Raw genomic sequence first — 20413 nt, 5'->3', positions numbered from 1 at the left:
CAAATGAAATACGGCTATTTCGATAACGAGAATCGTGAATACGTCATTACTCGCCCTGATGTACCTGCTCCTTGGACCAACTACCTAGGTACAGAAAAATTCTGTACCGTTATCTCGCATAACGCAGGTGGCTATTCGTTCTACAACTCTCCAGAATACAACCGTGTTACTAAGTTCCGTCCAAATGCGACATTCGATCGCCCAGGACACTACGTTTACCTACGTGATGATGAGACGGGTGATTACTGGTCAATCTCTTGGCAACCAGTTGCCAAAAGCCTAGACGAAGCGAACTACGAAGTTCGTCATGGTTTGTCGTACTCTAAATTCAAGTGCGAATACAGCGGCATTAGTGCAACCAAAACACTCTTTGTACCAAAAGGCGAAGATGCAGAAATTTGGGATGTGGTCATCAAGAATACCTCTGACAAACCGCGTACGATCAGCGCATTCTCATTTGTTGAGTTCTCGTTCAGCCACATTCAATCTGATAACCAAAACCACCAGATGTCTCTCTACTCTGCTGGTACGTCATACAACGAAGGCGTGATTGAATACGACCTGTACTACAACACTAACGATTTCGAAGGCTTCTACTACCTAGCGTCGACGTTTGATCCAGATTCATACGACGGTCAACGTGATAGCTTCCTAGGTCTATACCGCGACGAAGCAAACCCACTAGCAGTAGAACAAGGTAAGTGTTTTAACACCGCACAAACGTGTTACAACCACTGTGGCTCTCTGCACAAGCAATTTACTATCCAACCAGGTGAAGAAGTTCGCTTTGCTTACATTCTGGGTATCGGTAAAGGTAACGGTGAACGTCTGCGTGCTAAGTACCAAGACCTTGCAGAAGTCGATAATGCATTTGCTGGCATCAAAGCACACTGGGATGAGCGTTGTGGCAAGTTCCAAGTGAAATCGCCAAACGAAGGCCTAGACACCATGATCAATGCTTGGACGCTATACCAAGCAGAAACATGTGTGGTTTGGTCTCGCTTTGCTTCGTTCATTGAGGTCGGCGGGCGTACTGGCCTTGGTTACCGCGATACGGCGCAAGACGCAATATCCGTTCCTCACGCGAACCCGAAAATGACTCGTAAGCGCATCGTTGATCTACTGCGTGGTCAAGTAAAAGCGGGTTACGGCCTACACCTATTCGATCCTGATTGGTTCGATCCTGAAAAAGCAGATGTTAAACCATCTAAGTCTCCAACAGTTGTTCCTACTCCATCTGATGAAGACAAGATCCACGGTATTGAAGACACTTGCTCTGATGATCACCTATGGCTAGTACCAACCATCTGTAAATACGTGATGGAAACCGGTGAGCACAGCTTCTTCGACGAAGTGATTCCTTACGCGGATGGTGGTGATGCAACCGTGTATGACCACATGAAAGCTGCGCTAGACTTCTCTGCTGAATACGTGGGTCAAACGGGCATCTGTAAAGGTCTGCGTGCCGACTGGAACGACTGTCTAAACCTAGGTGGCGGTGAATCTTCAATGGTGTCTTTCCTACACTTCTGGGCGCTACAAGAGTTCATCGACCTTGCAAAATACCTAGGCAAAGACGCTGACGTTGAGAAGTACACCGAGATGGCGGCAAACGTGCGTGAAGCGTGTGAAACACACCTTTGGGACGAAGAAGGCGGCTGGTATATCCGTGGTCTAACGAAAAATGGCGACAAGATCGGTACTGCGCAGCAAAAAGAAGGTCGTGTACACCTTGAGTCAAACACGCTAGCGGTTCTGTCTGGCGCGGTTTCTCAAGAGCACGGCGAAAAAGCGATGGACGCGGTCGACGAGAACCTCTTCTCTGAGTACGGCCTTCACCTAAACTCACCATCTTTTGCAACACCGAATGATGATATCGGCTTCGTAACTCGCGTTTACCAAGGCGTAAAAGAGAACGGTGCAATCTTCTCGCATCCAAACCCATGGGCTTGGGTTGCTGAAGCAAAATTGGGGCGCGGTGACCGTGCAATGAAATTCTACGATGCACTAAACCCATACAATCAGAACGACATCATCGAAAAACGTATTGCAGAACCATACTCATACGTTCAGTTCATTATGGGTCGTGACCACCAAGACCACGGTCGTGCAAACCACCCATGGTTAACAGGTACATCTGGCTGGGCTTACTTCGCTGTTACCAACTTTATCCTTGGTGTGCGTACCGGCTTCGATGGTCTGACTATCGATCCATGTATCCCAACGGACTGGCCGGGCTTCGAAGTGACTCGCCAATGGCTAGGTGCAACTTACAACATCAAAGTCGTTAACCCAGACTCAGTCAGCAAAGGCGTGAAGTCGATTACTGTGAACGGTAAAGCAGTAAATGGTGCCTCTGTACCAGTTCAAGCGGAAGGTTCAGTAAACGAAGTGATCGTAACACTAGGTTAATCGCTTAAAAATGCCCCAATGCACTTTTGCTCTTTAGCTTGTGCATTGGGCTCGCTAGCAAAATTTTAAGGCGCGGTGTATTGCCGCCCTTATTGAGGTTCGAATCATGATCAAATTTGGTACAGGCGGTTGGCGCGCATTCATCGGTGAAGAATTCACTAAAGATAATGTTCGTTTGGTTGCTCAAGCAGTTGCAAACATTACGAATAACGAATCTGTTGCTGATCGCGGCTTTGTCATTGGCTATGACCGACGTTTTCTGTCTGACAAAGCTGGCCGTTGGTTTGCCGAAGTTTTAGCAGCAAACGGCATCGTCGTTAGCTTTATCGATAAGTTTGTTCCAACGCCTATCGTAATGTTTAAAGCGAAGGAAATGGGCTGCGCTTACTCTGCATGTATTACGGCATCGCACAACCCGGCCGATTACAACGGCATTAAAGTCTTCATTGAAGGCGGTCGTGATGCAGATGAAATCATCACCCAAAAAATCGAATCACAAATCGATACGCTCACTGCACAAGATGTAAAAAGTGTCGATTTTGAACAAGCGGTTGAAGATAAGCTGATTCAAATTATCAACCCGATGAACGAATTCGTAGATTCGATCATTAACTTTATTGATATCGAGTCGATCAAAAAAGCCAACCTACGCGTTTTGATTGACCCGATGTTCGGTGTTGCAAAAAATGCGCTGCAAACCGTATTAATCAATGGCCGCTGTGACGTAGATGTGATTAACGATGGAAAAAACCCAGACTTCGGTGGGTTAATGCCTTCGCCAAGTGCTGCAACACTCTACCGTTTGATGCACCTAGTAAAAGAGCAAGGTTACGATATTGGCATCGGTACCGATGGCGATGCGGACCGTCTTGGTATTATTGACGAAAAAGGTAACTTCATTCATCCGAATGAAGTCCTGATTCTACTTTATTATTACTTATTGGAGTACAAAGGTTGGACAGGTTCCGTGGTACGTAACATCGCGACGACTCATCTTCTCGATAAAATTGCTGAAGACCATGGTGAAAAATGCTTTGAGGTACCAGTAGGCTTTAAGCACATCAGTTCTCAAATGGAAGCGGATGACTCACTGATTGGTGGGGAAAGCTCTGGCGGCCTAACCATTCGCGGCCACATCAAAGGTAAAGACGGCGTATTCGCATCAAGCCTATTGGTGGAAATGATTTCAGTAACAGGCAAGAAACTTTCTGAGCTACTGGATGAAATCTATGGCAAGTACGGCTACGCGTACATGGCAGAAGGTGATTGCAAGTTCAAACCGGCGCAAAAAGAGGTACTGTTCAACAAAATTTATATTGAAAAGCAGTTGCCTGAGTTTGAGTTTGAAATCGAAAAAGTCAGCTATGAAGATGGTGCGAAAGTCTACTTCAAGAACGGCGGTTGGATCATCGCACGCTTCTCTGGTACTGAGCCGTTACTACGTATTTTTGCAGAAATGCACGATAAGGACACTGCGGAACGTGTTCTTCAACAGTTTAAAGACTTCTTATCTTTATAACTGACCTTGTGCCCGAGCACTTCGGATAAGCTTGTCATGTAATTCAAGCTGTCGCTAAGGGGAAGAATACTTGCCCGGCATCACTGCCGGGCTTTTTTATTGTGTAGGAAGACATAAGAGAATAGTAATTATGCGAATGCCAGCACGCCCTGCGTTTCAATTTTCACTGCAACAGACTCACCAATATTTAATGCCTGCGATGCTGTAGCCAACAAACGGTCGCCATTCGCATCAATCACGTAACGGCAATGGTCACCCATAAAGTGCTGCTCCAGCACCGTTACTGAGCTCTCTTCATCGGATTGAATTTGTACATGTTGCGGCCTTAGCAACAAAGAGCATTCAGACTGCACTGGGATCTCTTGTTGGGCTGTGGCTTCAACCACACCCAAGTGGGTTTCATATTCTGAATCCGAAACTCGTTTAGCGGCCAGATAGCTACCACCACCTAAGAAATCCGCAACAAACTTACTTGAAGGCTGGTAGTAAAGCTCAGATGCCGTGCCATATTGCTCGATAACACCATTGTTCATCACTGCCATTTTATCAGCGAAGGCAAAAGCCTCTTCACGGCTATGCGTAACAAAAATGGCAGTCACGCCTTGCGCCTTAAAAATCTTACGGATCTCACTTATCAGCTCATGGCGAACTTGCGTATCAATATTAGAGAACGGCTCATCTAGCAACAATAAGTCTGGGCTGTAAGCTAATGAGCGAGCAATCGCAACACGCTGCTGCTGTCCACCAGACAACTGATGTGGATAACGATCGCCATAGCCTTGCAAATGCACGAGCTCGAGCATCTCTTGAACTTTGCCATTTTTCTCTTTTGTCGAGTAATGCTTTAAGCCAAAGGCAATATTTTGCTCCACCGTCAGGTGAGGAAAAAGCGCATAATCTTGGAAAATCATCCCGATATTACGCTGTTCTGGTGGCAACCAGTTCTCCCCATCATCAATCGTGACGCAATTTAAGCTCATTTCGCCTGACGTTAATGGCAATAGCCCTGCAACGGCTTTTAATAGTGTTGTTTTTCCGCAACCACTTGCACCTAGTAAACAGACAATTTGCCCTTGTTCTACCTCAAGAGATAATGATTCGAGTACGGTTTGATCATCATATTGGCAAGTTAGGTTTTTAATTGATAATGCGCAGCTCATCAGTGATTTTTCTCCAGTGAACGGTTAACAACAACAAGCGGGATCAACCCAACAAGAACCAACAGAACCGCAGGCAAAGCGGCCAATTCTAAATGCTCATCCGAGGCGAAGTTATAAACGTATGTGGCTAGTGTTTCAAAGTTAAATGGACGAAGTAATAGAGCCGCATTGAGCTCTTTCATCGACTCGATAAACACTAACAGAGCCGCAATCAGTGCACCACGTTTAACCAGCGGAAAGTGCACACGCCACAGCATGGCATTAGGCTTACAACCCATGGTGCGAGACGCCATATCTAACGAAGGCGAAATTTTATTTAAATTACTTTCGATACTACCAATCGCCACCGCTGAAAAGCGCACAACCATGGCAAAAACCAGGGCGAACATGGAGCCAGAAAAAATAAGTCCCGGTCTTCCCCATTCCATGGCTTTAGCAAGGTCGTTGACGCGGTGATCCATAAACAGTACTGCGACCATCACACCAATCGCTAATACGGTTCCTGGCACTGCATACCCCATCGAAGAAAGACGCATAAATGCCAAGCTTTCGCGCTTGCCATTGACGCGATGGGTAAAGTTAACGATCAGTGCGACAGCAACACCAATAATGGCGGCAATAACCGACACGACCAAACTATTCCATGCGTATTCACGAAACTCGGGGGTCCAACTCTGCGCAAAGTAAGTTATCGCATAATCAATCAGCTGTAGTAATGGCAAAATAAACGCGACCGAAACCAAGCCCCAACACCAAACCAGCGCGGTCCACTTTTTCCAGCCCGTCAACTCATAACGAAAATCTTCGTGACTGTTAAATTGGCTTTGAAAAAGCTTTTGTTTACGACGACTGTAGCGTTCGGCACTGAGAAGCAGTACTACAATGACGAGCATCATGGCAGAAATCTTGGCTGCAGCATTAAGATTAGAGTACCCCAACCAAGTATCGTAGACCGCTGTGGTTAACGTATTCACAGCGAAGTAACTTACAGTACCAAAGTCACCGATAGTCTCCATTGCGACCAATGATAACCCCACTGCGATAGAAGGTCTTACTAACGGCATCGAGATGCGCCAAAAGCTTTCCCATGGAGAGCATTTGAGCAAACGCGCGCTTTGCAACAAAGAGACATTTTGCTCCATAAATGCAGCTCGACACAGCAAATACACATAAGGGTACAGCACTAAAGCCAACACAAAGGTCGCGCCAGGCAAGGTGCGAATATCAGGGAACCAATACTCGCCAGGTCCCCATCCGGTTACATCACGCAAAAAGATCTGAATCGGTCCTGCAAAATCAAACCAATCAGTAAAAATATAACCAATGATATAACCTGGCATCGCAAGAGGTAGCACCAATGCCCACTGCAACCATTTTTCGGTCGGCAGTTTACACATGGCCATTATCCAAGCGCTTGGTATACCAAGAATTAAGGACAACACCATTACGCCAATAGTGAGCGCAACCGTGTTAAAAATATAAGTCGGCATGACTGTCGCCATTAAATGGGCAAACAAATCATCCGTTTCACCAATTGCGGTGTAGAAGATCGCTAAGATCGGCAAAACCAGTAACAGAGTTATTACCCCACTACTGGTTTTCCATAAAGAGTGTTTATCTTTCATCGCCTAATTACTGCAAGGCTGTATGAAATACAAATGCTGTTGCAAATACATCTCATATCCTTTAATCAAATGGGGGTACTGTTATACCCCCACAAGGAATTAAAGGTCAAATTTCACTTCGTCTAATAGCTTAATTGCCGCTTCGTGGTTGGCTGCAATATCGTCTAGAGAAAGCTTGTCTGCTTTAAAGTCACCCCAAGATTCCACAAGTTCAGAACGCTTCACGCCTTCTTTAACAGGGTACTCGTAGTTAACTTCTGCGTACATCTGCTGCGCTTTGTCACCCGTTAGGAATTCCATTAGCTTCACAGCATTGTCTTTGTTTGGAGAGTACTTCGCCATCGCCATACCAGAGATGTTTACGTGAGTGCCTGTAGTCTCTTGGTTAGGGAAGTTGATGTAAACTGCATCTGCCCAAGCTTTTTGCTCTTTGTCATTAACCATTTTACCTAGGTAGTAGCTGTTACCTAGAGAAACATCACATAGACCTTCTTTGATCGCTTTAACTTGTGCACGATCGTTGCCTTGTGGTTTGCGAGCAAGGTTTGCTTTCACGCCTTCCAACCACTCTTTGGTTTCTGCTTCGCCATTGTGAGCAATCATTGCTGAAACTAGAGAAACGTTGTACGGGTGCTTACCGCTACGAGTACAAATTTTACCTTTGAACTCTGGCTTAGCCAGATCTGCATAGTTGAAATCTGCGCCTAGTTTACCTACGCGATCACGTGAAGAGTAAACACTACGTGAGCGTAGAGTTAGAGCAAACCACTCATTCTCTTTATCTTGGTATTGAGCTGGTACGTTTTCTTCAATGATTTTGCTATCTACTTTCTGAACTAAACCTTTGTTTGTCAGTTCAGCTAGACGACTGATGTCTGTCGTAAGGATAACGTCAGCTGGGCTGTACTCGCCTTCTTGAGCTAGCTTTTCTGCTAAGCCTTTTTTAGCAAATTTTACGTTTACTTTGATGCCAGTTTCTTTAGTGAACTCGTTGAACATAGGTTCAACTAGGAAAGGTTGACGGTAAGAGTAGACGTTCACTTCTTCAGCAGCCATTGCTGTTGGAGCTAAGGTTGCGCAAGTTAATGCTGAAAGAGTTAGCAGTTTTTTCATTGTTTAATCCTTTACCATGCTAATGATAACGTTTATCAGTTGCGTTATTATATGTATGTTCAATAAGAAGACAATGACAAATATTAAAAAACCTGCTCATCGGAGCAGGTTTTTATATGTTGAGAGTGTAACTATTTATTACAGGCTATTGATTACTTCACAGTGACAAATTCTGGGTACGCACCGACGCCACAATCATGCATGTCCATACCTTCCATTTCTTCATCTTCCGTGACGCGAATTCCAACGGTTGCTTTCAAGATAGCCCACACCACTAGGCTAGCACCAAATACCCAAGCAAAGATAACGACAGCACCTAAAAGCTGTGCACCGAATGTAGCATCGCCGTTACTTAGTGGTACGACCATCAAACCAAAGAAGCCACAAACACCGTGCACTGAAATCGCACCGACTGGGTCATCAATTTTCAGTTTATCTAGGCCAATGATGCTGAATACGACTAGCGCACCAGATACTGCACCGATAGCAACCGCATATAATGGCGATGGTGATAGAGGATCTGCAGTGATGGCAACCAAGCCAGCTAGCGCACCATTGAGAATCATCGTTAAGTCCGCTTTGCCCCAAGTTGTTTTACATACAAATAGCGCCGCAATAGCACCTGCAGCAGCAGCTGCGTTGGTGTTTAAGAAGATCTGACCTACCGCTGTTGCGTTCTCAAAGTCTGAAACCATCAACTGAGAACCACCGTTAAACCCAAACCAACCAAACCAAAGGATGAAAGTACCTAGTGTTGCCAAAGGCATGTTTGAACCTGGAATCGGGTAGATTTCACCGTTTTTGCCATATTTACCTTTGCGAGCACCAAGAAGCAATACACCAGCAAGAGCTGCAGAAGCACCAGCCATATGTACGATACCTGAACCTGCAAAGTCGCTAAATCCAGCTTCTGCTAGGAAGCCACCGCCCCATGTCCAATAACCTTCCATTGGGTAGATAAATGCGGTCAAAATTGCAGAGAAAACCAAGAAAGACCAAAGCTTCATACGTTCAGCCACCGCACCAGAAACGACGGACATTGCCGTTGCAACGAAGACGACTTGGAAGAAGAAGTCAGATTCTAGAGAGTGATCAGCCCCTTCTCCTTGGGTACCAATCAACGCACCAAATGAAGGTAACCAGCCTCCTTCTCCGTTGTCGACATACATGATGTTGTAACCAACGATCAGAAACATCGTACATGCAATTGCGTACAAACAGATGTTCTTCGTAAGAATTTCTGTTGTGTTCTTAGAGCGCACAAGACCAGCCTCTAGCATCGCAAAACCAGCTGCCATCCACATTACCAACGCACCGGAAATGAGGAAGAAAAAGGTGTCAAGTGCGTAACGTAACTCGGTTACTGTTGTTGTTAATTCCATAATAAGTTTCTCCAATCCCTTGAATTCTTAAAGTGCTTCTGCGTCCATTTCGCCCGTTCGGATACGCACCGCTTGGTTCAGGTCGTAGACAAAAATTTTACCGTCACCAATCTTTCCTGTTTGCGCAGCTTTTGTAATCGCTTCAACCACTCGCTCAACATTATCCGCGTGAGTAGCGATTTCAATTTTCACTTTTGGTAGGAAATCGACCTGATACTCAGCGCCGCGATACAGTTCCGTGTGGCCTTTTTGACGACCAAACCCTTTAACTTCTGATACTGTCATCCCTTCGATACCGACGTTAGCCAATGCTTCTCGCACATCGTCTAATTTAAACGGCTTAATAATGGCATTGATTATTTTCATTCAATTCTCTCCGAAGCTTTCATCCTGAAACACTTCTAATAATCCAATCTACGTGCCAAGTTTTTAAGTCATTGAATAATAAAAACTAACGTCAATTTACATATCTATAAACAAAAAGGGCGCACCATATCGGTGCGCCCTTTTCACAAATTTAAAGCAACAGAAGGAAAGTTACCCAAAACTGTGCACTAAATGTTCAAAAAGTCTTTCCATCGCTCGATAAGAATCATGAAGTCCTCTATTCCACAGCTTGCTGTACTTTCTGCATTGTAGAAATCGAATTCACTTTCCATCTCAACATCATGGTCATGGGCCAATGCGTTTTCTTGCACTAGGACTTCATCGCCCTGAATCATCAAGCTAATTTCTGTACCTGTTAGGTTATGCTCTTGAGAAGGCGCTGAAAATGACTGCTCAATTAGCTTTTCAACCTGAGCAATCTTCATAGGATCTTTGCCAATTTCTTCTTGCAGCCAGCGCCCAACAATCTCATGCCCCATGCTGCATTTTACGTAGTACTCGCCCATTAAAGTGTTACGGATGAATTCAAATTCCATCGAGATTGCCTTTTCGTATCAATTTGGTGCGGAGTATAGCGAATTGCACCCATAAAAAAAGCACCTCGTTTGAGGTGCTTTTTAATTGTGCAGTTAAGCTTATGCAGGCTCTTGGAAGATCACTTCATCCGCTTTCTTGGTGTACTGATCCATTTTATGGAAGTTCAAGTAGCGGTAAGTATCTGTAGCGGTTGCATCAATTTGCTTCGCATACTCCAAGTACTCTTCTTTGGTTGGAATCTTACCAAGGATTGCACCTACGGCAGCTAGTTCCGCAGACGACAGGTAAACATTCGCACCAGTACCTAGACGGTTCGGGAAGTTACGCGTTGAGGTCGACATCACTGTTGATTTGTCTGCAACACGCGCTTGGTTACCCATACATAGTGAACATCCTGGTGTTTCAATTCGAACCCCAGCACGGCCAAAGATACCGTAATAACCCTCTTCCGTTAGCTGATCCTTGTCCATCTTCGTTGGCGGAGCGATCCATAAACGAGTTGCAAGCTGTCCGTTGAACTTATCTAGCAGCTTACCGGCAGCGCGGAAGTGACCGATGTTCGTCATACAAGAACCGATGAACACTTCATCAATCGCTGTGCCTTGTACTTCAGACAACAAGCGAGCGTCATCCGGATCATTCGGTGCACATAGTACTGGCTCGTTGATTTCAGCCATATCGATTTCAATCACATGTGCGTATTCAGCATCTTTATCCGCTTGCATCAGCTCAGGATTTGCCAGCCACTCTTCCATCGCTGTAATACGTCGTTCGATAGTACGGCGGTCACCGTAACCTTCAGAGATCATCCACTTCAGCATTACGATGTTAGAGTTTAGGTACTCTTCGATCGACTCTTGCGACAGTTTCACAGTACAACCTGCCGCCGAACGCTCTGCAGATGCATCAGACAGCTCAAATGCTTGCTCAACAGTTAGCGTTTCTAGGCCTTCAATCTCAAGGATACGACCAGAGAATTCGTTGATCTTGCCCGCTTTCTCTACTGTTAGTAGACCTTGCTGAATCGCGTAGTAAGGGATGGCATGAACAAGGTCACGCAGTGTGATACCCGGTTGCATTTCACCTTTAAAGCGAACCAAGATTGACTCAGGCATATCTAGTGGCATAACGCCTGTCGCAGCTGCAAAGGCAACCAAGCCCGAGCCGGCTGGGAATGAAATACCTAGCGGGAAACGAGTATGTGAGTCACCACCCGTACCGACTGTATCCGGCAGTAGCATACGGTTTAGCCATGAGTGGATAATACCGTCACCCGGGCGAAGAGATACGCCACCGCGGTTCATGATAAAGTCCGGAAGTGTGTGGTGCGTGTTTACGTCTACTGGTTTTGGGTACGCAGAGGTGTGACAGAAAGACTGCATGACAAGGTCAGCAGAGAAGCCCAAACACGCCAAGTCTTTAAGTTCATCACGAGTCATAGGGCCGGTAGTATCTTGCGAGCCTACTGTCGTCATCTTCGGCTCACAGTAGGTACCAGGGCGAATGCCTTCTACGCCACACGCTTTACCAACCATTTTCTGTGCAAGCGTGTAACCCTTGCCAGAATCTGCAATTTCACCAGGTTTACGGAATACATCCGAAGGCTCAAGACCTAGCGATTGACGCGCTTTGTCTGTCAAACCACGACCGATGATCAATGGGATACGACCGCCAGCACGAACTTCATCAATCAGTACTTCCGTTTTCAGCGAGAACTCAGCTAAAACTTCACCTGTTTCGTGATTACAAACTTTACCTTCATATGGGTAAACATCGATAACATCGCCCATGTTGAGCTTAGTCACGTCGACTTCGATTGGTAGTGCGCCCGCATCTTCCATTGTGTTGAAGAAGATAGGTGCAATTTTACCACCAAGCACGTAACCACCAGCACGTTTGTTTGGAACGTAAGGGATATCATCTCCCATGAACCAAAGTACTGAGTTGGTTGCAGATTTACGTGAAGAACCAGTACCAACAACATCACCAACGTAAACCAATTGGTGACCTTTTTCTTTCAATTCTTCAATTTGCTTGATCGGACCAATATTGCCCGGTTGATCAGGATTGATGCCTTCACGCTCGTTCTTCAGCATCGCAAGTGCGTGCACTGGGATATCAGGACGAGACCAAGCATCAGGTGCAGGTGAAAGGTCATCCGTGTTCGTTTCACCTGTTACTTTAAATACAGTTAGAGTGACTTTTTCTTCAAGCTTAGGCTTAGAAAGGAACCACTCAGCATCAGCCCATGACTGAAGTACTTTCTGTGCATGCGCATTGCCTGCTTTTGCTTTCTCTTCTACATCATAGAAAGCATCAAACATCAGAAGTGTATGAGACAGTGCTTCTACAGCAATCTCTGCCAGTGCTTCATCATCCAATAGCTCAACTAGCGGTTCGATGTTGTAACCACCTTGCATAGTGCCTAGCAGTTCAGCCGCTTTTTCACGACTCACTAATGGTGATTTAACTTCACCTTTTGCTACTGCCGTTAGGAAACCCGCTTTTACATAAGCAGCTTCATCAACACCTGGAGGGATACGGTTTTCAAGTAGGTCAAGAATGACTTCTTCTTCACCTTGTGGGGGATTTTTCAGAAGTTCTACAAGTCCAGCAACTTGTTCTGCGTCTAGCGGTTTAGGAACAACTCCTTCAGCAGCACGCTCTTCGACGTGTTTACGGTAGGCTTCAAGCACGACTTTTTCCTCTCATTGCGGTTCCTCCTCTATTATTACTATTGTTAAAGTAAAGGAGTGAACATCCTTGGAAACTTGGCTCTCCATTGCCCTTGTTTTCATTCAATTATGATTGAGAAACAGCGCCGTAGAGGCCAAACTGTGGGCAAAATAATAGCAAATTTAACCTTAAATTAAAATCTTATCATTTTGACCAACATAGCAACTTACGACTAAAGTTCTGCTAATTTTGACCAAATATGCCAAGTTTTTGCTTTCTCATACCCGATTAATTAAACGATGTTCCTACGATCAAATACACAGCATCCAAATCTTGCTCGGTACGACCGTATGCCAACATTATTGGTCCTATTGGTGAGTCAACACCGAAGAAGATGGAGCCTGCATTGTAAAGCGGCGCTTCGTTTAGTTTCAGATCATTATCAGACCAAACACCCCCATATTCGACCGATGCGCCCAGGTAGACTGGAGCTTCAAACAGTCCGAAATCATTATCAAACCACTTATATCGGTACACCAAACTGCTGAAAAATAAGTTCTGTCCGATCAGGCTATTTCTTGGGATTCCCGATAGGCTTAAAAAGCCGCCCAACTCTCTGGGATCAAGCGGTAAAGATGAGTTTTTACTCTCTACAAAACTATATTCAGCATGTCCGACTAAAGTATGACGCTGATGACTCACTGCACCTTTAAATCGTGCAGAGATTTCATACACGGTATCTTCAATAATTTTGTCAGTCTCTAAAAGGCTAACGCCTTGAGGACTTTGATCATGAGACACTAAATATTCGAGATCGACTAAAAGTCCACGAGTCGGAAATGCGAAATCATCAAGTGTATCTAGGCGATAGTTGGCAAACAGGCCACGACGTTCAAAATCCAATTTACCAGCAGAAGCCAAAGTAGAAAGCTCAATATCTCCGGTTGAGTAGCGAGCGCCAAATCGAAGTTCTTGCCACAATGTGGGTTGGATACCTATCGCTAACTCTGTTGTAAAATCATCGTAAGTGACCGGAAAAAAGTCATTTACTGACTCTAAATCTGGTGCTTGAGGCTCTGTTAAAGGTAAGTTTCGGCTCTCACTACCATAGGAAATTCGCCCCGATACAAAAAGTTCTTGGCTAGATAAAACAGGGGAATACAACTCAGCTTCAATCAGCTTATCCGTGCCCATTTCTACGTTGAACGCCAACTCCGCGCCATGAGAGTTTAAATTGGTAAAGTTGGTCGATATTCCTATGCCGTACTGGCTATCTGTATCGAAGTCATCTTCAAGAAAAAATCGGAAGTTGAGATAATTAGGCCCCCACGACTTCTCGTTAACATCAAAAACCAACAATGTCTCACCATCCACCTCTTCAAAGTGATAAGTGATGAGCTCGAACCGATCTAACGCGTAGAGGTTTTCAACGGCTTTCTCAATTTCGGCCGTTGAAATACGACGTCCGGTTTCTAGTTCAATACGATTCGTCAATAGCACATCGCTGTAGTGCGTGTTATTTACAATCACAATGTCATCAACCACACGCTGATCGCCATAAATCAAAGTTTTACGAACTTCTTGTTTGCGATCGATGTATTTTTGATAGTCCGCGTTGGACAAGCGCAACCCTTTCAGCTTGTCTTTTAACTGCTTGGTAATATCGTAACCCGCTTGAAAAGCCCAAGGCATTTTGTCGAACTCGACGGTTTCCATGGTGCCCACATTGGGACGGATATAAATATCTTGAGGTTCAAGCTCGTCCACTTGCTGTTGTGTACTACGACGAACGAGATAGTTAGAGAGTTGGTCCGCGACAGTAAACAGCCCGGTAAATTCATCTTCGGTTTTGTAGTCGGTGCTAATATCGACAGCAATAACAACATCTGCCCCCATGGCGCGAGCCACATCGACAGGCATGTTATTAACGACGCCACCATCGACAAGCATATGGCCATTGAGCTTATAGGGAGGAAGCGCTCCTGGTACAGACATACTGGCCATCATGGCGTCCACAAGGTAGCCATTGCCAAGAACCACTTCCTCTAGCGCAAGAATATCTGTCGCCACAGAGCGGTAAGGAATGGCAAGATCATCAAAAGAATCGAATCGCCCTAAGTTCCCCGTAGTCTCACGCAATACGCGCAACATGTTCTGGCCTTGCACCACACCAGTTGGGGCACGCACCTCACCAAATCTTAAGCCGAGGTCAGTGTTAGTTTGATAGCGGTCTTCATACTCTTTATCACGAACTCGGCGTTGACTGCGGTCGACACGATCTCGATAGCCACTGCTCCAATCCACGGTGTAGATAAAACTTTCAATTTCATCAGCGCTCATCCCCGTGGCATAGAGACCACCAACATAAGCGCCCATACTAGTGCCCGTTACAATATCGACCGGGATCTGCATCTCTTCTAACGCTTTAAGGACGCCGATATGCGCAGCGCCTTTTGCTCCGCCACCAGCGAGCACAACTGCCACCTTTGGACGAGGCTCCACGTCATCCGTTTTTGCTAGAGAGTTTGCGAGGGAAACTGAAGGAGTGGTGATCAAAAAGGCACTAACCCAAAGCGCGAAATGGCGAGTCGACGGGCTTGATAACAGCTTTTTGAACATTCACTTCTTCCTTTGTTGAATTTCTTATCAAGTAGGGCGTGCTAGCAGCACCGTACTAACACGCCCTAATATGTACTAAGAATTGACCAGAGAGACAAGCTAATGTTGTTGATTTGGCGATGCTACCAATCAAATAAGCTGTTAAGCCAGTTTGATTTCTTCTCACACTGCTGCTTTATTTGACCCGTTTTATCCCAAACTGGCAGTTTATAATCACTACGACAGTTCATTTCTAAACCACCATCTGATGTCGGCTTAAATCCTAACGTGGTGATCTCTCTTGGCCATGGAAGCTCTAAACGCTCAGGAATGCGTTGCTTCAAATACTCTGCGTACACTCGTAATGCACCGCTCGATCCCGTTAGATGAACCGGTTTGTTATCGTCGCGGCCTAGCCAAATTGTCGTCACTTCACGGCCATCAACACCGACAAACCAGCTATCGCGGTTATCGTTACTGGTACCCGTTTTTCCTGCCAGTGCAGCCCAACCAAACTGGCTTTGTAAGAAGCGGCCTGTACCTTGAGCAACCCCCTGTTTCATCGCGTAGGTCGTTAGCCATGCTGCTTGCTCATCCACGGCTCTTGATGAACGAGGCAAGGATTGATAAAGCACATTACCTTCCATATCCATCACTGAACGCAGAGCGGTCAGTTTCGCACGTTTGCCTGAGTTCGTCAGTGTCTGATACATCTGCGCGACTTCAAACGGCGTCAAAGAAAACGAGCCCAAAAACATCGAAGGCACTGGGCGGATTTCGTCTTTGTTGACGCCCAAACGTTCTAAAGTATTGGATACTTCTGGGATACCAAGCGCCATGCCTAAGCGCACAGTTGGCACGTTGAGTGACTTCGCTAAAGCAATGTAGAGTGGCACATCACCACGGTATTTTCGGTCGTAGTTACGCGGTGTCCATACATTACCTTTACTGCTTTTCAGGCTTAGCGGCGTGTCGTGCAGCGTCGTGCCTAGGTTATATTTTTCCGGTTGTTCTAAAGCCGTCAAGTAAATCGCTGGTTTAACTAGAGAACCAATTGGACGACTGGCATTGAGCGCGCGGTTAAAACCTTCATAACCAACACGTTTACCGCCAACCATGGCACGGATTTCACCACTATGACGATCAACCGCGACTGCAGCGGCTTCTAATTCTTTACCGCCTCGTTTAGCTAGCTCCGGGATCTTTTTCGCGATGGCTTGCTCCATTTTGCTTTGCGATACCGGATCCAGAGACGTAAACACGCGCAGCCCGGTTTCCGCTTTAAATCGCTCCCCCACTTTTTCTTTCAATTCAATGCTCAATTGTTGGAAATAAGCGGGCTGACGGCTCGCAATACGTGGTTTGCTCTGCGTATCAAGCGAACGACTGACGGCTTGCTCATACTGCTCAGATGTCAGCATGTTTTGCTGCATCAACAAACGTAATACAAGATCGCGGCGCTCTTTCGTGCGCTCAGGGTAACGAATTGGATTGTAGTAAGATGGTCCTTTTACCATCCCAACTAACATTGCCAACTGATCGATTCGCAGCTCTTGGATCGGTTGTCCAAAGTAATAACGCGATGCCAAGCCAAACCCGTGGATCGCTTCACCACCGCTTTGCCCCAAGTACACTTCGTTAAGGTAGGCTTCCAAAATACGATCTTTGCTGTAACGGTAATCCAAAATTAACGCGATATACGCTTCTCTAACTTTGCGCCACAGCGTTTTATCACGGGTCAAAAACAGGTTTTTCGCCAACTGCTGAGTTAGCGTACTACCACCTTGAACAGTACGACCCGCTTTAATGTTTGCAACCATTGCTCGTGCAATCGCGAGTGGAGACACCCCATCGTGTTGATAAAAATCCCGGTCTTCGGTCGCAAGCAGTGCATCAACTAAAATTTCTGGGAACTGATCACGACGCAAGAACAGACGCTGCTCATCTTGATCTTTCTCCAGCATCCCCAACATCTTCGGTTCTAAGCGTAAGTAACCAAGATCGCCTCGGGACTCTAAAGACTGAATACGCTGTAAGCCAGAATCTGAAAAATGGAGCATCACGTGACGATCCGGTTCAGGACCATCGGCAAATTCGAATGGACGGCGAATCAATTCAATCCGAGTGGAAGAAGAAGAGTACTCACCAGGGTAGCGAGGCTGACTTACCTTACGGTAATTCAGTACATCCAGCTCGTTACGAAGTTCTTGAATGGTGATATTTTCACCCGGATTTAAGTTCAAGATGCGAGCATAAACCACCGTTGGCAGTTCAAACAGCTGGCCTTCAAAGCGCTCTTTCACAACACTATCTAAATAAATACCCACAAACAGCAAAACAGCGGCAAGCGCAACACCGGCTTTCCAGCTAAATGACCACAAAACTTTCAGCCACGAACGTTTCTCGTTAGCCGGCTTTTTACTCGGTGTGCGTCGAGTCTGTTTTGTCGTTCCTTTATTGGTTGTACTTTTCTTCGCTGGCGCTTTTTTCGCGCTAGGCTTCTTGCTGTTAGTCATTATTCAATTGTCTTTTTGTTTTCGTAGTTGCTACATGATTGGCAGGGTCATCTGGCCAAACGTGTTTTGGGTAGCGCCCTTTCATCTCTTTTTGAACGTCTTTATAGCTTCCGTTCCAGAAAGCCGCCAAGTCAGACGTCACTTGCAGCGGACGTTGTGCCGGCGAAAGCAGTTCAAGCACCAAACGCTTACGACCAAGTGCTACCGTAGGAGAGCCACTCTCACCAAATACCTCTTGCATACGCACCGATAGTTTCGGCTCATGGCCATACTGGTAACGGATACGCTTCTTTGAACCTGTCGGCAGTTGGTAATGCTCTGGTAACCATTCATCCAGCTGTTGATTGAGTGGCCAACCTAATCGAGCGTTCAGCGCTTCGACCAAGTTTATCTTGCTCAAATCGTTAACCGAACTGACGGACGTCATGTACGGCTCTAACCACTCTTCTAATGAATCCAACAAACTGGCTTCATCAAACATTGGCCATGATTGCTCGGGTAACCATTCCACCGCACAACGAATCCGAGCCAACAAGCTCTCCGCTGCCGGTGTCCAGTTTAGACTCTGTAAGCCCTGGCGGCGGACATACGTGAGTAAAGCTTGTGTCATTTTTTCTTTGCCAGGGCTTGGCAACGGCTCGCGTTCAACCACCAGCTGACCGAGTTTTGTTTGTCTCTCAGCCATTAGACGCCCTCTTTTTTCATCCCAGTCTACAACTTCTTCAGACGAAAATAGCGCTTCAAAGGTCGCTCGCAATATATTGACATCCAATTCACATGCCGAATGAATTTGACTGGAGTTAGAATGAGAACGCATTAAGTCAACGGCAACCAAATACTCACAGCCACCTAGCATGTCTTCCTGACGACATTCTGCACCATGACCATTAGCCAAAGTAAATCGCCCAAATTGATTTGTGCGCTGCTGCGCAATGCGATCTGGAAATGCCAAACTTAACACCAGCGGTAATGCCTCTTCATCCACGCCTTTCAGGTCAAATACCGTATCTAATTTGTACGCCAGAGATTGAGCACGCTTGAACAACATCGACTTTTTTGGATGAGTACCAACAAGCCAACGATGCAAACTATGAGCGATATTGGTGACGTTTCTTTCTGGCTCTTCAATCAGTGCGACCGCCGCCAAAGCAGCATTTAACATCTTATCACTGTAAGATTGCGCTTTAATTAGCATCGCAGCCGCACGAGGCTCAACGCCTAGTTCATGCGCCTGTTTTCCTTCGGACGTTAATTGCCCTTTTTCCGTCAGTAGTCCCAATGACACCAATAGCTGCTTCGCTTGTTCCAATGACGCATTAGCGGGAACATCAAGCCACTTGAGATCGTTGATATCACTCGCTCCCCAAAATGCGAGCTCCATAACTAAACTAGCCAAATCGGAATGCAAAATTTCGGGCTGGGGAACCAGAGGTTGCTGCTTGAACTGACTTTCAGAATAGAGGCGAACGCAAATGCCCTCTTCTATTCGTCCCGCTCGTCCTGCACGCTGAATCGCTGAAGACTGTGCAATGCGTGTTTGCTCTAAGCGTGTTAAACCGTTTTTCAAATCAAACCGGGCAATACGCTCTAACCCAGAATCAACCACAAGGCGAATGCCTTCAATCGTCAGTGAAGTTTCTGCAATGTTGGTCGCGAGTACGACTTTACGCTTGCCGTGTTCTGCCGGCGTGATGGCTTTTTGTTGCTCAGTAAAGCTCTGTTGCCCATAAAGCGGACACACTTCAATATCATCCGCCAAATGAGATAAACGTTCTTCGACTTGTTTAATGGCCCCAACGCCCGGTAGGAAAGCCAACAAAGAGCCGGACTCTTTGTTCATAAGACTTTCTATTGTTTTTGCCATACTCCTAGGTAAATGATCATTCACACCTAACGGTTGGTAACGCATGTCTACGTCGAAACTGCGTCCTTCTGATTCAATGTAACTGGCTTCCGGCAACAACGACTGTAAGGCTTGTTGATCAAGCGTTGCCGACATTACCACCAGCTTGAGATCGTCTCGCAATGCCTCTTGAACTTCTAAACTGAATGCCAAAGCGGTATCGGCATGAATGCTGCGTTCATGAAACTCATCAAAGATCAGCAGTTCAACACCATCCAGTTCAGGGTCAGTTTGGATCATCCGAGTCATGATCCCTTCGGTTACGATCTCCAGCTGCGTTGCAGAACTTACCTTTGCCTCGCCACGAACTCGATAACCCACGCGTTGCCCTACTTGCTCTCCCAATTGCTCAGCAAGATAACGGGCAATGTTACGCGCCGCGAGTCGTCTTGGTTCGAGCATGATGATTTTTCCAACAACCGAATGGTTTAAGAGGAGCTGTAAAGGGAAGTAGGTCGACTTACCGGCACCAGGCGCCGCTTTTAAGATCACTTGATGTTGATTTTTGACCGCCGTCAGCAACTCAGGCATCACGGCTTCAATCGGCAATTGTGACAAAGGAAATACCTTATGGTGTAATGGTGG

The 20413-nt window shown here is 46.0% G+C and carries 12 protein-coding genes; 2 read left to right on the top strand and 10 right to left on the bottom strand.

What is annotated here, in order from left to right; translation table 11 throughout:
* Positions 1-3: 3 nt before the first annotated feature.
* A complete protein-coding gene (locus L3V32_RS06115) occupies positions 4-2412 on the top strand; it encodes a GH36-type glycosyl hydrolase domain-containing protein (protein ID WP_237283983.1) in 2409 nt (802 codons plus the stop codon).
* Between the two features lie 106 nt (positions 2413-2518).
* Positions 2519-3931, top strand: a complete 1413-nt coding sequence (locus L3V32_RS06110; protein ID WP_237283982.1) for a phosphoglucomutase/phosphomannomutase family protein — start codon at positions 2519-2521, stop codon at positions 3929-3931.
* Positions 3932-4059: 128 nt separating this feature from the next.
* Here L3V32_RS06110 and L3V32_RS06105 read toward each other — a convergent pair whose 3' ends face one another.
* The 10 genes from L3V32_RS06105 to hrpB form a co-directional block, all read right to left on the bottom strand.
* Positions 4060-5091: an ABC transporter ATP-binding protein gene (locus L3V32_RS06105; protein ID WP_005396732.1), complete on the bottom strand. Its 1032-nt coding sequence runs from the start codon at positions 5089-5091 to the stop codon at positions 4060-4062.
* The gene (locus L3V32_RS06100) at positions 5091-6716 is read right to left on the bottom strand and encodes an iron ABC transporter permease (RefSeq protein WP_237283981.1); all 1626 of its coding nucleotides are present in this window, start codon (positions 6714-6716) and stop codon (positions 5091-5093) included. Before L3V32_RS06100 ends, L3V32_RS06105 begins: the two co-directional genes overlap by 1 nt.
* Before the next feature lie 99 nt (positions 6717-6815).
* The gene (locus L3V32_RS06095; RefSeq protein WP_005386566.1) at positions 6816-7829 is read right to left on the bottom strand and encodes a Fe(3+) ABC transporter substrate-binding protein; all 1014 of its coding nucleotides are present in this window, start codon (positions 7827-7829) and stop codon (positions 6816-6818) included.
* 152 nt (positions 7830-7981) lie between these two features.
* The gene (locus tag L3V32_RS06090; RefSeq protein ID WP_046875065.1) at positions 7982-9211 is read right to left on the bottom strand and encodes an ammonium transporter; all 1230 of its coding nucleotides are present in this window, start codon (positions 9209-9211) and stop codon (positions 7982-7984) included.
* 27 nt (positions 9212-9238) lie between these two features.
* Positions 9239-9577 (bottom strand): P-II family nitrogen regulator, encoded by a 339-nt coding sequence (locus tag L3V32_RS06085; RefSeq protein WP_005396729.1) that lies wholly within the window; start codon positions 9575-9577, stop codon positions 9239-9241.
* Positions 9578-9765: 188 nt separating this feature from the next.
* Positions 9766-10134 carry a YacL family protein gene (locus L3V32_RS06080; RefSeq protein ID WP_012841428.1) on the bottom strand — a complete coding sequence of 123 codons (369 nt, stop codon included), beginning with the start codon at positions 10132-10134 and terminating at the stop codon, positions 9766-9768.
* A gap of 99 nt (positions 10135-10233) precedes the next feature.
* On the bottom strand, positions 10234-12831 hold the full coding sequence (gene acnB, locus L3V32_RS06075) for a bifunctional aconitate hydratase 2/2-methylisocitrate dehydratase (protein WP_047008968.1): 2598 nt from the start codon (positions 12829-12831) through the stop codon (positions 10234-10236).
* Between the two features lie 268 nt (positions 12832-13099).
* The gene (locus tag L3V32_RS06070; RefSeq protein WP_237283980.1) at positions 13100-15430 is read right to left on the bottom strand and encodes a patatin-like phospholipase family protein; all 2331 of its coding nucleotides are present in this window, start codon (positions 15428-15430) and stop codon (positions 13100-13102) included.
* A gap of 122 nt (positions 15431-15552) precedes the next feature.
* Positions 15553-17925 (bottom strand): penicillin-binding protein 1B, encoded by a 2373-nt coding sequence (gene mrcB, locus L3V32_RS06065; RefSeq protein ID WP_104970932.1) that lies wholly within the window; start codon positions 17923-17925, stop codon positions 15553-15555.
* Positions 17918-20386, bottom strand: a complete 2469-nt coding sequence (gene hrpB / locus L3V32_RS06060) for an ATP-dependent helicase HrpB (RefSeq protein ID WP_237283979.1) — start codon at positions 20384-20386, stop codon at positions 17918-17920. Before hrpB ends, mrcB begins: the two co-directional genes overlap by 8 nt.
* Between the last annotated feature and the right edge of the window lie 27 nt (positions 20387-20413).

The sequence above is a fragment of the Vibrio sp. J2-4 genome (assembly GCF_021728155.1).
Classification (GTDB): Bacteria; Pseudomonadota; Gammaproteobacteria; order Enterobacterales; family Vibrionaceae; genus Vibrio; species Vibrio diabolicus.
The sequence above is the reverse complement of the archived record's forward strand: the minus strand, read 5'-3'. Positions and strand labels throughout refer to the sequence as shown.

Coding starts and splice junctions, on each gene's coding strand:
- L3V32_RS06100 (WP_237283981.1), bottom strand. CDS start 6,716: ATGAAAGATAAACACTCTTTATGGAAAACCAGTAGTGGGGTAATAACT.
- L3V32_RS06115 (WP_237283983.1), top strand. CDS start 4: ATGAAATACGGCTATTTCGATAACGAGAATCGTGAATACGTCATTACT.
- mrcB (WP_104970932.1), bottom strand. CDS start 17,925: ATGACTAACAGCAAGAAGCCTAGCGCGAAAAAAGCGCCAGCGAAGAAA.
- L3V32_RS06070 (WP_237283980.1), bottom strand. CDS start 15,430: ATGTTCAAAAAGCTGTTATCAAGCCCGTCGACTCGCCATTTCGCGCTT.
- L3V32_RS06090 (WP_046875065.1), bottom strand. CDS start 9,211: ATGGAATTAACAACAACAGTAACCGAGTTACGTTACGCACTTGACACC.
- L3V32_RS06105 (WP_005396732.1), bottom strand. CDS start 5,091: ATGAGCTGCGCATTATCAATTAAAAACCTAACTTGCCAATATGATGAT.
- L3V32_RS06110 (WP_237283982.1), top strand. CDS start 2,519: ATGATCAAATTTGGTACAGGCGGTTGGCGCGCATTCATCGGTGAAGAA.
- L3V32_RS06080 (WP_012841428.1), bottom strand. CDS start 10,134: ATGGAATTTGAATTCATCCGTAACACTTTAATGGGCGAGTACTACGTA.
- L3V32_RS06085 (WP_005396729.1), bottom strand. CDS start 9,577: ATGAAAATAATCAATGCCATTATTAAGCCGTTTAAATTAGACGATGTG.
- L3V32_RS06095 (WP_005386566.1), bottom strand. CDS start 7,829: ATGAAAAAACTGCTAACTCTTTCAGCATTAACTTGCGCAACCTTAGCT.